This window comes from Acinetobacter sp. GSS19 (assembly GCF_028621895.1).
Taxonomy (GTDB): domain Bacteria; phylum Pseudomonadota; class Gammaproteobacteria; order Pseudomonadales; family Moraxellaceae; genus Acinetobacter.
This window is the reverse complement of the sequence record NZ_CP117520.1, coordinates 1-16873: the sequence shown is the minus strand read 5'-3', so window position 1 is coordinate 16873 and position 16873 is coordinate 1. Positions and strand designations below refer to the sequence as shown.

Sequence of the window (16873 nt, the reverse complement as noted above, 5' to 3'; positions counted from 1 at the left end):
GCTGCGCAAAATAAGGCAGCAGGCCGAGGTTCAGAATATCCGCAATCACCCAAAACCGTGTGCGGATAGAAAATATTGATCTGCATCAGCCAGACTGATCTGCAAGGTTTGACTACGAAAATAACACGCATTAAGCGTCGGTTTAATTGGCTTTAATGTGGGTTGAGCTAAACCAACACACAAATGTCCTATGCGATCAGGCAATTGCAATGATCGGGTTTCTCCCAGTGCTAACTGAGCGATCAGCTCCCCATCAAAAACACATACAGTGGCCAACCACGTGCAAGAGTGTTCTGTAACAGTCCTGCACAACGATGTAAGGTGATCTGCATAGCGGTTCTAGGCCGATTTGGACGTTTTTATCATGACCTTCGTGCTCAGGCCATGGTCTTAATGGTGACTTGAAAACGCTTCAGTGAATAAAAGAAGAAGCAGCAACCAATCACCAGTAGCCATAAAAATGAACTCCATACCACTTCGATACCGGCACCACGGAATAAAATGGCTTGCCCGAGCTGCACCAGATGGGTCGGGCGCCAGTAACATAATGTTCTGCACCATCTCCGGCATGCTTTCCCGAGGAGTCATCGCACCCGACAGCATTTGCAGTGGAATCAGGGTCATGATCATCAACAGGCCAAATTGCGGCATGCTTTTCGCTACCGTCGCCATAAAATTCCCATTGATGTGGTGGCAAACAGCGATAAGGCAGCGCCACACAAAAAGAGAGGGACGGAACCTTCAATCGGTACATTCAGCAGATCACGCACCACAAATTGTAAAGAGGCTGATGCTGCCAGCAACACCACCAATCCCATCGACCAGACTTTCGCCAGCATGATTTCAGTAGCCGTTACCGGCATGACCAGCAAATGCTCAACAGTGCCATGTTCACGTTCGCGGATCAGTGCTGCGCCCGTGAGAATGATGGAAAGCATCGCTACATGGTTAATGATTTCCATCAAACTGCCAAACCAGGCCTCTTCCAGCCCGGGATTAAAACGGGCGCGCAAGGTTAGCTCAACTGGCAAGATCGTCTCCTTGCGGTGTCCCTGTACAAATTCATTGACCTCAGCATGGACAATTTGTTGAATATAGCCACTGCCAGTAAAGGCCTGGCTCATCCGGGTGGCATCCACATTCAGCTGCAATTGTGGATGATGCCCCGCTAAAACCTCTTGCTGAAAATTCGGTGGAATATTCAGAGCGAAGGTATACAAACCGGCATCCAGGGCTGGGTCAACTTGATTCAGATTTATCAGCTGGGGCGGATTAAATTGCGGGGGATAGAAAGCTGACACGATCCGGTTGGACAATGGCGACTGATCTTCATCGACAATCGCGATGGCAGCTTCATTCAGCGTTTCCGGCATGGCTGTGGCTGCCGTATAAATCCCGATACTAAACGTATAAATAATCAAAGCATCATCGGGTCACGCCACAGACTCCACAACTCCTTAACCCCAAGATGATAGATATTCGCCAGCTTCTGTCGGATCATACTAATGCTCCTGTTTCTTGAGCAGTAAAATCGCAAATGCCGATTACCACTGGAATTGCGGCACAAAGTGCCCAGATCGACTGATATAAATCCTGAAAGGTTAGTGCCTTATTAAACACCCCACGACTGATCATGATCATATAGGTCGCAGGATACAAATCCCCAATCACCCGTGCCGCCCCTTCAAGTGAAGACACCGGATTGGTCAGGCCGGAATATTGCGCTGCGGGTATCAGGGTACCGAGCATGGCAAAAACATAGCGGCAATTTGGCTTTTGGTCAGCGCCGAAGCCAGTAAGCCCATCCCCGTCGAGATCACGATGAATAACAGTGTCGCTAGTGTCAGGGTCAGAAAACTGCCTGTCATTGGCACCCCAAAGACAGTGACGGCTAGCAGCCACATCAACAGAAAATTGGAAAAGGCCAACGCGATATAAGGCAGCTGTTTACCCAACAGGAATTCGGTACGGGTGACGGGTGTCACGTACAGATTAATAATCGAACCGAGCTCTTTTTCCCGTACCACAGCCAAGGCGGTCAGCATGGCTGGCAACATGAGAAGCAATAAGGGAATCACCGCAGGCACCATGGCAGGCAGGCTGCGTACATCCGGGTTATAACGGAAACGGGTTTCTATTGAAATGGCTGCAGTCGGCAATACGCCCTGCCGTGCTTGTGCCTGTTCTAGCAACCAGGACTGATGAATCCCCTGAACATAGCCCTGTACGGTTTCTGCACGCATCGGCATGGCGCCATCAATCCAGGCACCGATTTCAACATTCTGACCACGGGCCACATCCCGGGCAAAACCCGGAGGGATTTCCAGGGCCAGCGCCAGCTCGCCACTGCGCATCCGTTCATCCATGTCTTGATCATCCCGGATCGGTGCATGTTCAATAAAGTAGCGTGACCCGGACAGGCTCAGTGCATAGTTCTGGCTCAGACTGCTCTGGTCATGATCGAGTACCGCATAACTGAGATCCTCAACATCCAGGCTAATACCGTAACCAATCACAAACATCAAGATGATCGAACCTAGTAATGCCAAGGTAGAACGGACCGGATCACGGCGCAGTTCCAATGTTTCACGCCAGGCGTAACTCAGCATACGCAGCGGACTAAACAATTGGCGTTTTGATGCAGTAGTGATGTCTGATGGACTCAGAGTGGTACTTTCTTGATCCTGCGGATGCAGACTGCCCGCTCCCGCTTCCAGCAGATAGCCAATAAATGCCTGCTCCAAAGTTTCGACACCCCGTTTTTCGATCAGGGCCTGAGGTTGATCACTGTCAAGCACCTGTCCGGCATGCATCAATGAAATACGATCACAACGCAATGCCTCATTCATGAAATGGGTGGAAATAAAAATGGTGACCTTGTCCTGTCGAGATAAATGCACCAGCAAACGCCAGAAATTATCCCGTGCCACTGATCCACACCCGACGTCGGCTCATCCAGAATCAGGATTTCCGGCTGATGCACCATCGCCACAGCAAGTGACAAACGCTGTCGGATCCCCAGAGGTAACTTTTCCGGTAGCTCATCCTGCACATTTTCCAGGTCAAAGCGTTGTAACATCTCCGCCACGCGCGGGGTGATCTGCTCAGAAGGCACATGAAACAAGCGGGCGTGCAGCACCAGATTTTGCAGTACCGTGAGTTCTCCATACAAAGAGAAAGACTGCGACATATAACCGACGCGTTGCCGGGTTGCCAGATCATGCCCATCAACTGGTTTGCCAAAAAGCCAGGCTTGACCTTCAGTGGCCGGCAACAAACCGGTCAACATTTTCATGGTCATGGTTTTGCCACAGCCATTGATCCTAAAAACCCGAAAATTTCACCTTGCCGCACTTTGAAGTTGACGTGATCGACTGCAGTGAAATCCCCGAAACGGATGGTCAGATCTTTCGCCTCAATGGCATAGGATGCTGTTGATGACAGTTCCAGTGCCGGGATTTCTACGGGTTGATAGCCCTTTTTTTTCTCTTCCGGTAACAGCTGAATAAACGCTTCTTCCAACGACTGGCTCTGGGTCGAGGCCAGAAGATCAAGGGGTGTTCCGGTAGCCAGAATCCGGCCTGCGTCGATTGCTACCAGCCAGTCAAATCCTTGTGCTTCATCCATGTAGGCGGTTGCCACGATTACACTCATCTGTGGCCGGGTCTGACGGATCCGCTGGATCAGTTGCCAGAACTGTGCCCGTGCCAGTGGATCCACCCCGGTCGGGTTCATCCAGAATGAGCAAGTCAGGATCATGGATCAGGCACAGCACAGCCCCAGTTTCTGTTTCATCCCGCCAGAAAGCTTTCCAGCCGGGCGGTCTAGAAAAGGATATAAACCTGTACTCTGGGTTAGATCATCAATACGTTTGCGCTGTTCGGCACGGTCATGACCAAATAGCCGGGCAAAAATTGAGATTCTCCTCAACCGACAGGGTGGGATAGAGATTTTTACCCAGCCCTTGTGGCATATAGGCAATGTTCGGACAAATCATTTCACGATGATGGCGATGTGACATATCACCGCCGAGCACAATGACTTGGCCCTGCTGCACCTTGCGTGCACCGGCCAACAGGGCCAACAGACTGGACTTGCCCACCCTGTCTGGGCCAATCAGCCTGACCATTTTCTGGGCAGGAATCTGCAGGTCAATCGCATCCAGCGCCTTGACCTGTGCGTACTGCAAGCCAACCTGCTGCAGCTCGGCCACAACAGAGGGCAAGATCATCATTGCACCTTACGTGACAGCTGAGCCGGCCAGGCCAGCTTTGGATCGAGCTTGATCCAGGCCACCCCGGGCAGACCGGTTTTGACATGGGTCATGTACTTTTGCAAAACCGCCTGATCTACCTGAGCTTTAACCCGAAACATCAGCTTTTGCCGCTCGCTCTGGGTTTCCACAGTCTTCGGAGTGAACTGGGCCGTATCGGCCACATAAGACACTTTGGCAGGAATAACCACATTCGGTGCGGCATCCAGCACAATCCGCACTTCAGTGCCAATTGCTACTTGTCCCACCACAGTTTCGGGCAGGAAAAAGGTCATATACACATTGGACAGGTCAATCAGGTTCAGTACCTTGCCACCTGCTGCAATCATTTCACCTGGCTCAGCAATACGATACTGCACCCGGGCTTTTAACGGTGCTTTAAGTTGGCTGTCATCAAGATCAAACTGGATACGCTGGATGGTGGCTTTCACTGCTTTCACGGCAGACTCGGCACCAATCACCTGTGCCTGTGTCGCCTTAATCGCCGCATCGGCACTGGCCACCTGTGCCTGAGCCGTATTCACGCAGCAATCGCACGCTGCACATTGGATCGGTCATCATCTAGCTGCTGTAAGGAGGATGCGCCTTCTTTGGCCAGAATTTCAGTACGTTTCAACCGGCGCTGCGCCGCATTCAGTTCAGTTTCGCGCTGTGACACCATCGCCAACATCGCAGCTTTGTCACTTTGCCGCATCGCCACCTGTGCCTGTGCTGTCAGTACAGCATTCTCTGCCTGCTGTTGCTGGGCTTGGGCTTCATTGAGCTGGGCTTCAATCGAAGAAACTTTAATTTTCGCCAGGATCTGACCGGCCTCCACAAACTCACCTTCTTTGACTAAGACCTGCTCTAACTGTCCGGGTAATTTACTGGCGATATCAATTTCAGTCGCTTCAATCCGGCCATTACCGCTAATGAGTCCCTGCGTATCGGGCTGCTGAAAGCGTTGCCAGAGGTAATACCCAAGCAAGATCAGCACCAAAACAGCCGCTATGGGCCAAAGCAGTTTTTTTATTTTCATGAGCTTCTCTTTGTTTGTCTCATTGAAGCCTATACCCGATGAATCAGGCTAATATCACCACCTAAAGCCAGATATAACGCGACTTGGTTTTTCAGTAAAGCGCTTTGTACTTCTACGGCCTGCTGTTCTGCGGCCAGCAAACTGCGCTGGGCATCCAGCACTTCGAGATAAGTGACCGCACCATTGTCATAGCTGAGTTGTGCCAGCCGCACCCGTTCACGGAAAGCCTTTAAACCCTGGCGTTGAATCTGCAATTGCCGGGTCAGCCAATCTTCATTCTGCAAGGCATCCCGGACTTCGCGAAACGCGTTTTGAATGGTTTTTTCATATTCCCGCACCGCCATCTGCTGACGAACCTGTGCCAGATCCAGATTGGCTTTTAAGCGGCCAGCGGTAAAAATCGGGATGCTGATACTCGGTGCAAACTGCCACAACTGACTCTGGGTTGGAATAAACCCTCCAGTTCACCACTGGCTGTCGCAAAGCCACCAGTCAAACTGATACGGGGAAAAAACGCCAAACGGGCTGCCTGAATATTGGCACTTTGTGCCTGTAACTGATATTCAGCTGCCCGCAAATCAGGCCGGTTCAGCAGTAAATCCGATGGTAAGCCCACTGCCCGCGCTTGATGTGCCCATTGAATTTGGCTTAATGGCGTGGGTCGGGTGAGCTGAACAGGCCGCCCCACCAACTGGATTAGCAAATTCCGCTGACTGGCACGGGCCTGCTGTAACTGTGCCAGCAAATTCTGCGCATTGCTCAGTAGGGTCTGAGCCTGCGTATATTCCACCTTGGAACCTGAACCGACGTCATAACGGCGCTTAAAGATGCGTACCGAATTTTGATAACTCCCTGCTGCATGCTCAGCCAGTTCAACCCGCTGATCCAAAGCACTTAAATTCAGATACACCGAAGCCACTCTGGGCAATCAGGCTGTTCTGTACTGCGATCTGATTGGCCTGCTGGGCCAGAAACTGCTTGAGTGCTGCCTGTTTCAAACTGCGGATACGCCCCCAGAGATCCAGCTCTAACTTTGCAGCCCAACCCCAAGCTGAAACTGGTTGGCAATATATGACTGTCCAAGAGGCGACAAGTCAGCAGGCACCCGATTACGGCTAAAATCAGTACCCAAGCCCAACTGCGGATACAGTTCAGCTCGCTGAATTCCATACATGGCCTGAGCTTCAGCGACCCGTAGTGCAGCAAGCTGCAAATCCTGATTATGCTGCAAAGTTTGCTGCAGTAACTGTTGCAACACCGGATCGGTAAAATAGGTTGACCAACTCAAGCGCTGTACAGGCTGACTGGGCATGTCGGTAAACTGGGCAGGCAGCTGGATATCGGCACCCGTTTCCGGCATTTGCAAGACCTGACAACCGGTAAGTGACAGCACCCCCATCACCAGAATAGGTCTAACAGGTCCAGCTACTAAATGACCGGAAACATTCTTTATCTTATTTTTCATGCTGTTGTCTTTATTTTTTAATGCTTAAATGAAGCAGCAAGTTATTGCGTATTGATGATTATTTGCACTATAACAAATTTGAAGCCAGATGCCGCCTGCAATTTCATTTCGACGATGTGTCAGCCCTACAGATTTTTATGACTTTTCATGCAGCAGAAGACTCATCCCGTCATGAGACAGAAGATGAATCGGCCTGTCGCATCTGACGAAAATCATAACGGTCGATGGCAAGAATCAGACTGCCATACACAATGCCCAAGAGTACACAGCCCGGCCATGACCAATGTGCCCAGGCATACACCGTACACAGTGATCCCAATGCCGCCCCAGAGAAATACAGAGTCATATAAACGGCATTAATGCGGGAACGTGCCTGGATGGAAATCCGGTAAACCAAGTTCTGGTTCAACACGTGAAATGCTGTCAAACCGAAATAACACATCAATACCCCAAGTGCATACAGACCAAGATTCATGCGGGCAAATGCCAACGGAATCCAGCCGAGTAACAACAGACTGCTACATAAGATAGCAACGAAGTTTTCTTTCCTGCCCGATGGTTTTACCTGACCAGCGTGTGGCAAAATTCCAATCACGCCCAACAAACCGAACAACCCGATCTGAAACTCATTAAACAGATATGGAGGATTGGCCAGGATAAAAGTCATGGTGGTAAAGATCATGGCCAAAATCCCAAAACCCAATCCACCCGCAATGCCACGCCGGATCAAATGTGGCTGCTGATAAGCCAGCTCGATCAAGGAGCGGTAAATTCCCAGCAGTTTCAACTCCCGGTTCGGCTGGGTCGTGGGTAACTTGTGCCACATCACGACAGCAAACATCAGTGTAAACATGCCACTCAGCAAATACACATAGTGCCAGGATAAAGTGGTCGAAATAAAACCGGCAAAAGTACGCGCCAGCAAAATACCCATGACCAGACCACTCATCAGTACCCCCACAATTTCAGCACTTTTATGGGATGGGCTGAGCGTCGCAGCAAATGGAATCAGTACCTGTGCCGCGATGGAAAAAAAGGAAGCCCCCAAAGTCATGCTATACAGCAGAGCTAAACTGTCACTCAAGGAAAGTAGAATTTGCGCCGTGGCACTGAGTACCATCAGACTGATAATAAAACGTCGTTTTTCCAGCAAGTCCCCCAAGGGCACCAGAAACAACAATCCCAAACCATAACCCACCTGAGCCAAAACCACCGTTAATGCGGCCTGTGTAGTCGTCGTATGCAGGTCTGTGGCAATCGCATAAATCAGCGGCTGGTTAAAATAGTTAGCACCGGCACATAGCCCGCAGGCCAGAGACATAATCAGTACAAAGCCGCGTGACAGTTCAGTATGCGGAGAGGCAGATACAGCTATGGACATGCAGATTTCCTATCAATTGCAGTTCATTCATTCTGAAGACAGATGGCATGAAATCACTATAAGCAGCACTGTTGTATTAAACAAATAAGCAACAGCAATCACATCATCATTTTTTATATCAAGGCTGTAGATACTGAATAAAATTTCCACTACGCACAAAGATCTGTGGACTGAATACGATGCACACCCTGTTGTTGCATACGCTGCCAGGCTTCGGCCAGCGAGCTGTTTAGGTCAATCCCTTTACAAGCATCTTCAATCACATAGGCATGAAAGCCCAATTTTCGGGCATCTAGTGCCGTCCAGGCCACACAAAAATCAGTCGCCAAACCAACTACATATACCGTATCAATCTGACGTTCCTCAAATAGCCTGCCAGTCCGGTGCTGGTCTGTCGGTCTGCCTCCATAAAGGCTGAATAGCTGTCAATTTGAGGATGGAAGCCTTTACGGATAATCAGCCAGCCTTCGGCAAATCAAGGTCTGGATGTAATTCCGCGTCTGCCGTGCCCTGTACGCAATGCACCGGCCAAAGCACCTGCGTACCATAAGGCAAAAGAATACTGTCATAGGGCTGTTGACCGGGATGGTTGACCGCGAAAGAAACATGGTTGGCAGGATGCCAATCCTGCGTCAGGATAATATTGTCAAAACAATGTGCCAGCTGATGAATGCGGGGAATAATTTCATCTCCCCCGGCAACGGCCAGTTGCCCGCCTGGGGTAAAGCCATTTTGCACATCGACCACGATTAACGCATCATGCTTGGACAGTTTCATAGCAGCTGATCCTTATTCAGTCATGGTCTGTATTGTTAGCATGGTCAGGATGAAATCTGAAACCTCATTAATCGGCAATTTTGTTCAGCAAAAAGCCCACGGATGGATCGCGGGCTTTTTGATCATGTGAGCTTGCTGCATTCAGCAAGCAATCATCATGAAGTTTCTAAACCAGATTGTGCAGGTTGAGTTGCAGCAGCCTGATTCGGCAAGTTACTGTACCACCAACAACATCAGGACTGCAGACACGATGATACATGGAATCGCAGCAGAAACGACACCAGCAGCACCTCGAAACCAGCAGCTAATAATTGACCCGCAATTGCTGGTCCGAGCATTGCACCAACACGGCCGACTGCAGAAGCCATACCTCTACAATTCCTGTTGCACGCACATTGGTTGGATACACGATACTACCGGAACGCATACAGTACACCTTGGCACCCAATGACGAATGCACCTGTTAATGCCGCTGCCCAGTACATGTTGGTCAATGAAACTGCTGCATCTAAGCCAAACAGACCAGCCGTAATACCACCGTACATCAGGGGTCAATCACGTAGGCTTTCTTCCAGCGGTCTGTCAGCGCATGCCTAGGATCACCGTACCGAAAGTGCTGCTGCGATCATGAAGGCTGTTAACTGTGCTGGTACTGCCTTCTTTGCGTGAGAAACCAAGTTCCATAAACAACGATGGCAACCAGCCTCGGCTCATGATGTAAACCCACCATCAAGGTCAAGAAATAGCTACCCCAGAGCAGCAAAGTACGCAGACGGTTTTCGCTGTTGAATAGGTCTTTAGAAAGAACCTTGTGGCTCAGCCGCTTGCTGTTTGTCCTGGTGCTTTCAAGAACTCAACGTGATTCTGCAGCAACAACATCATCAATGCGGAACCACCAATGCCAGTGGCCATAAGCCACCGAGATAGAAAATGTTTTTCCAGTTTGTACCGAAATCCAGGCTGGCAATATAGGATAAAATTATGCACCCACTGGCATACCCGCAGCTGTTGATCAGACCCACGGCACGGCCACGGTTTTCAGGTCGTACCGACTCAGCTGCCAAAGCAACCAAGCTTCGGCATCGCAGCACCCAAGCCTGCACTGGCGAGGAAACGCACCACCGCCGAAGCTGGTGAAGCTTTCGTTTACCCATACGGTACATAAGGTAAATACAGCAAAGGTGGCAACCGACCAGATCAAGACTTTTTACGGGCCAATACGGTCGGCATAACGACCGCCAATCAACGCCCCTGGGAGTAGACCCAGAATCCCTGCGCTGAAGAAAATACCCAATTGTGACTTATCCAGTGCGAAAATGCTCACTAATCCCTTTGGCAGCAATGCACCCACGCAGCCTGAATATCCAGGCCTTCAATAACCGCTTTTGATCAAAAAACAGATCGCGACAGTAATAACGGAATGTTTGTTACCTGATCTTTCCATTGGAGAATTCCTTGTTTTAATCAGTATTCAGATGAGCGAGCAATCATCTACGAAGAGCCCAAACAGAATTAATTTCTACCAATAAGTTTTAGAAAATTAAGGATTATTTCGGATGATAATGGAACTTTCTCATTTTAACTGGAGCTGAAAAGATAGGCAAAAAAGCAATAGAATAAAATCTGAATTCTGAGCAAAAACTAAAAGAATATGATGTGATTTCAATCACCATTTCATATTTTTTATACCTGAAATAGATTTTCTAATTAGTATTTAAAAAACAATTATTAGGATTTATTTTAGTGATCATTTAAAGAAAAATTATTAGGTTTATTAATTGGCTAATTGTGCTGAGGCTCATCTTTATAACATATAAATTTTAAAGATCAAAACCCACGCATTAGATACACAGAAAAGCTGGTCATATTCAAGCCAGCCTACCACTAAAGTCCTGTATTAACCGAGTTAAAAGCCTATACATCAGCGGTTTTGATGGGCCTGAAAAAAACCTTAAAATTTACGGATCATTAACAGCTAAACTATTTTTATTGTTACTTTTTTAAAGTTTTAAAAAAGCGCTTTGACTAAAAGCATATTGTTCTCCACCCGATTCATCAGTCATAATTTGGAAGTAAGCATTATTCAATAGGCATCGTCTTGTTGATACTAGCTTGAATTCAAAAATACTGCAACCATCCAGTCCCCTCTTTTCACTCTCATTCGGATGGATAAATAGGATATTTTTTTTTAAAATGACTCAGCAAGCACAGACCATTCAAGGCTCAATTGTCGCAATCGTCACCCCTAGTATGTTCGAAGATGGCAGCGTAGATTGGAAGGGTCTCGAGAAGCTGGTCGAATGGCATATTGAGCAAGGCACCAACAGTATTGTCGCGGTAGGTACCACAGGCGAAGCCTCTACCTTAAGCATGGCTGAACACACCCAAGTGATCAAAGAAATCATTCGTGTGGCCAACAAACGTATCCCGGTCATTGCCGGTACGGGTGCCAACTCAACCCATGAAGCGATTGAACTGACTCAAGAAGCAAAACAACTGGGCGCGGATGCTGCACTTTTAGTGACACCTTATTATAACAAACCGACCCAAGAAGGCTTATACCAGCATTATAAAGCCATTGCGGAAGCCGTTGATCTCCACAGATTCTGTACAATGTACCAGGCCGTACCGGTGTAGATATGCTGAATGAAACCGTGATCCGTTTGGCCGATATTCCACAAATCATCGGGATTAAAGATGCTACTGGTGATGTTCCGCGTGGCCAGCAACTGATCAAAAGGCCTACAAGGCAAGAGCATGACCGTTTACTCAGGTGATGACGCCACGGCATATCAATTGATGGGATTAGGCGCGAAAGGCAACATTTCTGTGACTGCCAACATTGTGCCAAAAATCATGAGCGAGATCTGTGCTGCTGCGCTTGCAGGAAATGCCACTCTGGCAGAAGAACTGAATAATAAGGTTGCAAATTTACACAATATTCTATTTTGTGAATCCAACCCGATTCCGGTGAAATGGGCACTCCATGAAATGGGCATGATTGGTACCGGCATCCGTCTACCATTGACGCCACTTGCAGAACAATACCGCACACCATTACGCGAAGCGCTTCAGGCCGCAGGTGTGATTTAATATAAGAGCACAACATTATGCAATTACGTACTGGTTTAACCCTTGCACTTTCAGTTTTTTTAGCTTAGCGGGTTGTAGTCATCTGGCCATTAATAACGGCTCGCTGGATTACAAATACACCACAACACTTGAACCGCTAAAATATCCTGAAGGTGCGTTAGTGCGGCCAGTGACACCATTGTACCCTGCGCCACTGGTCGAACCACTGGCGTTACAGAATGCTCCAAACTACAGCAATGCACGCGGCAACCGTTTTGAAATGCCACGTCCAAATGCTGCACAAATCAACAATACCGTATCTGAACAGAATGATACGGTTGGGCGTCCGCAGCTGGTCACCGACGGAAATCAAAATCCGTTGCTTAAAATCGAAGGAAATTCTGCTACAATTTGGCAATATACACTTGCCACCCTCAGTAGCCTTGACTATACCATCGTTGGCCAAAGCAAAATGGGTATGAAGTCACCCTGAAGCTCGATAACCAAAACCTATGTGTTAAGACTGACGTCTGTTGGTTCAAGTCATAATCTAGCGGTCTTCACTGATGTTGACAACAGTTTTGCCGAGCGCGAAAAAAGCTGCGGGAATTGTTGCTGTAGCCCAGATTTATCAAAATTGGCCAGCCTAGTCATTAGGCATATTTTGGAAAAAGGTTCCCTATGTTAAAACAAGCCTTGCTCTATACTGGTAAAGCAAAATCTGTTTATGAAACAGACTTCTGCCGACCACCTGATTTAGTCTTTCGTGATGATGCCTCTGCGTTCTGAATGGCGAAAAGATCGAAACAACAACTAGATCGCAAAGGCAAGGTGAACAACCGCTTCAATGCCTTCATCATGGAAAACTGGCAGCAGCGGGTATCGAAACTCACTTTGAGAAACTGCTAACACCAAACCAGGAAGTGTTAGTGAAAAACTTAAAAATGATTCCGGTTGAATGTGCTCATCTGTAATTATGCTGGGTGGGTTCATTGTGCCGACAAGTCTTGGTGTAGAAGAAGGTGAAAGAACTGACCCCACTTCGACATTTGAATTGTTCTTAAAGATGATGCGTTGGGCATGATCCAATGGTCAACGAATCTCAAGCAATTGTTTTTTAGGTTGGGCAACAGCTGGAACAGTTGGCTCAAATGAAAGATCCCACTTATGAAGTGAACGAAGTGCTCAAAGATTTGTTCGACAGAAGGCAACATGCTACTTGTTGACTTTAAACTTGAATTCGGTGTGTTTCACGACCGTATCGTATTGGGTGATGAATTCTCTCCAGACGGTTGCCGTTTGTGGGATAAAGACACTCAAGAAAAAACTCGATAAAGACCGTTTCCGTCAAGGTTTAGGCGGTGTGGTTGAAGCATATAAGGGCGAAGAAGTGGCTGCCCGTGTAATCGGCATCGACCTTTCAGATATCTAATCTGAATAGCCAAATAAAAAAAACCGAGTCGAATGACTCGGTTTTATTGTGTTATCTCGCCAATTAAAATGTCTATGCAATAAGAAATCGAGGACGCAACCCCGAAAAACTGATTTAGAAACAAGTCATTTTTTTATATTCAATTCTGACATCTCTCGTCAGTCAATCTGTTTAAAAATAGTCTATTTTATATTTTTCCTGATTCCATCAGATGCTCAGGGTAGAAATCACCCTCAATTTCTGCTGATAAAAATGGGATAACTTTTAGCCATTTTTGTAAGCAATGGCGCACATGCATTTAGGGATTTTGCGGCTAGGGCAACAACTATTTTTTGCTTATGATGAAGTCATACAGGAACAGGATGTTCCGGAACAAAAAACAAAAATGATAAGTTCCAGCACCAGGAAAGTGAGGTAGAACAGCAGCCCTACCTAAGCAGTAAATACGAAAAAGCCCAACAGGACGTTGGGCTTTTTCTATTCAAAAAAATAATATTAAACTCAATATGCTATTACATAGACTGATTTAGCTGCCAAACTGATGACAGCCGACAAATACCTTGTTTCCCATCCACATCATGGGGACAAAGAGACCCGTTTTCACGGATCTTCGAACAAAACTCTGCATAAAAACTGGCTATTACTCTATTGTACTTTTACTGACTCAACTGGCGGATTAAGGGCAAAATGCTTTCTCACCCCTGATCCACTAAATGCAGCATACAATCGAATTAATGAGTACAAAGCACTCGCTCTGGCCAACCCAGATAAATATTTTGTTTATCCTGCTGAATGGCTTGAATAATATTCTTCTTACAAATTCTGGAGAATCTTCTTTGCCCCCATCGCTTGCGTTAATTGTTGGGCAGCAGATGTAGACCATACTGGTCTTGGTGGCACGCGGGCCACCAGCCATAAAGCACCAAAACCGTTGTGTCAGCCAGCTCACGCCGTAAAGCCTCCGAGAACCCCCGCACTGCAAACTTGGTCGCGCAATAAAACTGGTGTAGCCAGCAAAACCCAATAATGAACCATAAATTGACCCCACATTGACAAATCTTGGCCTCAGGTTGACTCTTTTCAGTTTTCTAATCAACGCCGATGTCAGGATCATCGGTGTCGTGACATTTAACTGGACCAGTTTTTGGATTTGCTCTTGCAGATTGGTGCTCTGCTAAAGCAAAATGATTAAGCCCCGCCGTACGAATCAAGGTATTTAGATTCGCCTTTTTGAGTGCAATTTCCACGACTTTCATCAAATCCGTAGCTTGCAATAAATCAGTTTTGTTAAATTTCCAGCTGTGCTGGATATTGTGCAGCCAGTGATTCCCAAAACTTGGGTACATGAGCCACCGCAAGGCGACTTTAGCACCTTTCTATGCATAATGCCGCACACAGTGTTAAACCGATTCCACTGCTTGCCCCAGTCAGTAATACCTGTGCCTTGGAAAGCTGCATATTCTCACTCCTTAAGCGGCAAATTTATGGCTGATCTGTGGCACTTTGCTCATACATTTCGGTATAAAGTTTAAACACCACTTTTGAACAGTGAAACGATGTCTTGCTGGTCTTTTTTCATCTTGGACCCGATTCATCAACTTCTCAAAAATGTTGCATAGGCGTGAAATGTCCAGACTGCCATGCGATTTCAGATAACTAAAGGCCTGATTCGGCAGTTTGAGATGCCAAGCTGGATTTTATCTGCAGCTTCTGTCGCAACCGATACACTGGTTCCTTCCAGTACATTGACCATACCAAACAGGGCAATTGGATTGACACGACGAACTTGGTCAAACAAAAAGGCCACCATCAGTTCGATTGGCAAGCTTGGGCGGCTGTTTTTGACCTGTTCGGGATCAACACCACACGCTTTCAGGTCATTTAAGATCCATTGTTCATGGCCCGCTTCTTCTTCAATATATTCACAAATCCTCCGCCGGCTGCAACCAGGACAAACGCTCTGGCAAATTTGTTTCTGCAGCCATCATCAACGGTACGGTAAAACGCACATGATGATAAGCTTGGGTTAAAAATGCGCAGTATTGTTCTAAAGAGAGCTATGACTTGAGCGCATCTTGAATCACCGACGTGGCTAAAAGAGTTTGACGTTGCTCTGCTGTTGCTTGCTGTAATTTGTCGAAGAATTTCATCATTGTATTCCTAAATTTAAACAAAATTATGTTGAAAGCGAGTTATCAATCGCCTCAATGCTTGAGCCGTCCATTAGAGGTCGCGAGCTGGTTGTAGAGGACTAAAAGGTTCAAACAAGCGGATCCAATGCTTGATCTGGGCATAGTCAGGAAGCTGGGCATTTGCACGCTCAACCACTTGGGCAATCTCCTGATCGGTGGCACTGGCTTTAACAGGCCAAAGCAAGGCATAGTTTTCCGCAAGCAAGGCCTCTCCATAAACGAAGGCTTGGGCAATCACACCGGTTTGGCCTAACAAGCTTTCCACCCATTCCGCATTGACGTTACGACCAAAACTAGTAATAAACTGATGTTTTTTCCGGCCGTGAATATATAAATAGCCCTCTTGATCAAAATGACCCAAATCTCCGGTTGGCCACAGGCATCCGGTTGATTTTCAGCATCCAGATAGCCCAGACAGCGGTTGCCCGCCACCACTCTTCTCCATCTTCCGCAATTTTGACCTGCACATGCGTGTGCCGCTTGCTCTACACTGCCTGCTTTACTTTGTTGCAAAGTATTCAGCGCCACCACCGAAGCACATTCAGATAGGCCATATCCTTCAAAAACTGGCAGACCACAGGCTTTGGCCCGAGCCAAAAAAGTTCGGGATTGATATGCTCACCGCCCACTTCGCAACAAAGCGGAAATCTTGTGGATTTAAAGTGTTCGTTGTGTATTGCCTGAACTAAGGCACTCAAAATTTGTGGCACCAGAATTAGGCTATGCGGTTTGGACTGCTGCAAATACCGACTAAAATAAAAGTGCGAGGTTCAGTCCGCTTGCACCTTGCAAGCCCAATACCGCCAAGCTGGTGCCAATTCAACCGAACCACCACGAAGCAAAATGGCATAACAGCCAATATTTTCGAGTAAGACCGCAAGTGGTATGATCGCCAAATGATGTTGCGGATCATCTGGGGTAATCGCTTCACTCTGTGCTTTTGCCACACGTAGAATCTGTCCGCTACTTAAACAAACCGCTTTCGGCTGTCCTGTGGTTCCGGAAGTAAACGTCAGTTTCTGAGTGCCTTCAGGGAGTTCAACGGAAGAACACGTCTGCCGTTAAAGCTCAGAACTCGCCCGCATGGACAAATACATTCTCGGCTTCAAACAACAGAAAAAGTCCGCAGGTGCAATCACCGTATCAGCTTGAGAAATGTCCAGACAATACTGTACCATTGTGAAGCCGGAGAAAAATGGCGCGGCAACAAAAATGCTAGGAATGTCGGCCAGCACAAAGCCAAATCCCACAACATAAAATCGA

At 47.5% G+C, this 16873-nt stretch carries 20 protein-coding genes and 5 pseudogenes; 4 read left to right on the top strand and 21 right to left on the bottom strand.

What is annotated here, in order from left to right; translation table 11 throughout:
- Nucleotides 1–390: 390 nt before the first annotated feature.
- The 17 genes and pseudogenes from PGW99_RS00105 to PGW99_RS00045 form a co-directional block, all read right to left on the bottom strand.
- Nucleotides 391–1373: pseudogene (locus tag PGW99_RS00105) on the bottom strand (ABC transporter permease).
- 124 nt (nt 1374–1497) lie between these two features.
- Nucleotides 1498–1749, bottom strand: a complete 252-nt coding sequence (locus tag PGW99_RS12405; RefSeq protein WP_443098202.1) for a hypothetical protein — start codon at nt 1747–1749, stop codon at nt 1498–1500.
- Nucleotides 1734–2930 carry an ABC transporter permease gene (locus tag PGW99_RS12400; RefSeq protein ID WP_443098201.1) on the bottom strand — a complete coding sequence of 399 codons (1197 nt, stop codon included), beginning with the start codon at nt 2928–2930 and terminating at the stop codon, nt 1734–1736. The genes PGW99_RS12405 and PGW99_RS12400 overlap by 16 nt, the downstream gene beginning before the upstream one ends.
- The gene (locus tag PGW99_RS12395) at nt 2846–3301 is read right to left on the bottom strand and encodes an ATP-binding cassette domain-containing protein (protein WP_443098200.1); all 456 of its coding nucleotides are present in this window, start codon (nt 3299–3301) and stop codon (nt 2846–2848) included. The genes PGW99_RS12400 and PGW99_RS12395 overlap by 85 nt, the downstream gene beginning before the upstream one ends.
- Entirely contained in the window at nt 3298–3759 is a 462-nt protein-coding gene (locus PGW99_RS12390; RefSeq protein WP_443098199.1) for a hypothetical protein, read from the bottom strand. The genes PGW99_RS12395 and PGW99_RS12390 overlap by 4 nt, the downstream gene beginning before the upstream one ends.
- Before the next feature lie 130 nt (nt 3760–3889).
- Nucleotides 3890–4231, bottom strand: coding sequence for an ATP-binding cassette domain-containing protein (locus tag PGW99_RS12385; protein ID WP_443098198.1), 342 nt, complete (start codon nt 4229–4231; stop codon nt 3890–3892).
- Nucleotides 4231–4797 carry an HlyD family secretion protein gene (locus PGW99_RS00095; RefSeq protein ID WP_273778046.1) on the bottom strand — a complete coding sequence of 189 codons (567 nt, stop codon included), beginning with the start codon at nt 4795–4797 and terminating at the stop codon, nt 4231–4233. The genes PGW99_RS12385 and PGW99_RS00095 overlap by 1 nt, the downstream gene beginning before the upstream one ends.
- The gene (locus PGW99_RS00090) at nt 4794–5291 is read right to left on the bottom strand and encodes an HlyD family secretion protein (protein WP_273778044.1); all 498 of its coding nucleotides are present in this window, start codon (nt 5289–5291) and stop codon (nt 4794–4796) included. The genes PGW99_RS00095 and PGW99_RS00090 overlap by 4 nt, the downstream gene beginning before the upstream one ends.
- Before the next feature lie 29 nt (nt 5292–5320).
- Nucleotides 5321–5725 (bottom strand): TolC family protein, encoded by a 405-nt coding sequence (locus PGW99_RS00085; protein WP_273778043.1) that lies wholly within the window; start codon nt 5723–5725, stop codon nt 5321–5323.
- Complete coding sequence (locus PGW99_RS00080) at nt 5671–6201, bottom strand: TolC family protein (RefSeq protein ID WP_273778041.1); 531 nt, start codon at nt 6199–6201, stop codon at nt 5671–5673. The genes PGW99_RS00085 and PGW99_RS00080 overlap by 55 nt, the downstream gene beginning before the upstream one ends.
- The gene (locus tag PGW99_RS00075; RefSeq protein WP_273778039.1) at nt 6164–6289 is read right to left on the bottom strand and encodes a hypothetical protein; all 126 of its coding nucleotides are present in this window, start codon (nt 6287–6289) and stop codon (nt 6164–6166) included. The genes PGW99_RS00080 and PGW99_RS00075 overlap by 38 nt, the downstream gene beginning before the upstream one ends.
- Nucleotides 6290–6318: 29 nt before the next feature.
- Nucleotides 6319–6756, bottom strand: a complete 438-nt coding sequence (locus PGW99_RS00070; RefSeq protein ID WP_273778038.1) for a TolC family protein — start codon at nt 6754–6756, stop codon at nt 6319–6321.
- Nucleotides 6757–6925: 169 nt separating this feature from the next.
- Nucleotides 6926–8137, bottom strand: a complete 1212-nt coding sequence (locus PGW99_RS00065; RefSeq protein WP_273778036.1) for an MFS transporter — start codon at nt 8135–8137, stop codon at nt 6926–6928.
- A 149-nt stretch (nt 8138–8286) separates the two neighbouring features.
- A pseudogene (pncA, locus tag PGW99_RS00060) lies at nt 8287–8914 on the bottom strand (bifunctional nicotinamidase/pyrazinamidase).
- A gap of 304 nt (nt 8915–9218) precedes the next feature.
- On the bottom strand, nt 9219–9341 hold the full coding sequence (locus tag PGW99_RS00055; RefSeq protein ID WP_273778033.1) for a hypothetical protein: 123 nt from the start codon (nt 9339–9341) through the stop codon (nt 9219–9221).
- Nucleotides 9328–9459, bottom strand: a complete 132-nt coding sequence (locus PGW99_RS00050; protein ID WP_273778030.1) for a hypothetical protein — start codon at nt 9457–9459, stop codon at nt 9328–9330. The genes PGW99_RS00055 and PGW99_RS00050 overlap by 14 nt, the downstream gene beginning before the upstream one ends.
- Nucleotides 9460–9795: 336 nt before the next feature.
- On the bottom strand, nt 9796–10005 hold the full coding sequence (locus PGW99_RS00045) for a hypothetical protein (protein WP_273778028.1): 210 nt from the start codon (nt 10003–10005) through the stop codon (nt 9796–9798).
- Between the two features lie 1102 nt (nt 10006–11107).
- Here PGW99_RS00045 and dapA point away from each other — a divergent pair.
- The 4 genes and pseudogenes from dapA (at nt 11108) to PGW99_RS00025 (ending at nt 14223) form a co-directional block, all read left to right on the top strand.
- A pseudogene (dapA, locus tag PGW99_RS00040) lies at nt 11108–12007 on the top strand (4-hydroxy-tetrahydrodipicolinate synthase).
- A gap of 17 nt (nt 12008–12024) precedes the next feature.
- Nucleotides 12025–12636, top strand: a pseudogene (locus PGW99_RS00035) (lipoprotein-34 precursor (NlpB)).
- Nucleotides 12637–12667: 31 nt separating this feature from the next.
- Nucleotides 12668–13418 (top strand): annotated as a pseudogene (gene purC / locus PGW99_RS00030) (phosphoribosylaminoimidazolesuccinocarboxamide synthase).
- A gap of 541 nt (nt 13419–13959) precedes the next feature.
- Complete coding sequence (locus PGW99_RS00025) at nt 13960–14223, top strand: hypothetical protein (RefSeq protein ID WP_273778027.1); 264 nt, start codon at nt 13960–13962, stop codon at nt 14221–14223.
- 283 nt (nt 14224–14506) lie between these two features.
- Here PGW99_RS00025 and PGW99_RS00020 read toward each other — a convergent pair whose 3' ends face one another.
- The 4 genes from PGW99_RS00020 to PGW99_RS00005 form a co-directional block, all read right to left on the bottom strand.
- Complete coding sequence (locus PGW99_RS00020) at nt 14507–14764, bottom strand: hypothetical protein (RefSeq protein ID WP_273778026.1); 258 nt, start codon at nt 14762–14764, stop codon at nt 14507–14509.
- A gap of 302 nt (nt 14765–15066) precedes the next feature.
- Entirely contained in the window at nt 15067–15336 is a 270-nt protein-coding gene (locus PGW99_RS00015; protein WP_273779509.1) for an iron-containing redox enzyme family protein, read from the bottom strand.
- 305 nt (nt 15337–15641) lie between these two features.
- Complete coding sequence (locus PGW99_RS00010) at nt 15642–15971, bottom strand: hypothetical protein (RefSeq protein WP_273778025.1); 330 nt, start codon at nt 15969–15971, stop codon at nt 15642–15644.
- 409 nt (nt 15972–16380) lie between these two features.
- Nucleotides 16381–16566, bottom strand: a complete 186-nt coding sequence (locus PGW99_RS00005) for a hypothetical protein (RefSeq protein ID WP_273779508.1) — start codon at nt 16564–16566, stop codon at nt 16381–16383.
- Between the last annotated feature and the right edge of the window lie 307 nt (nt 16567–16873).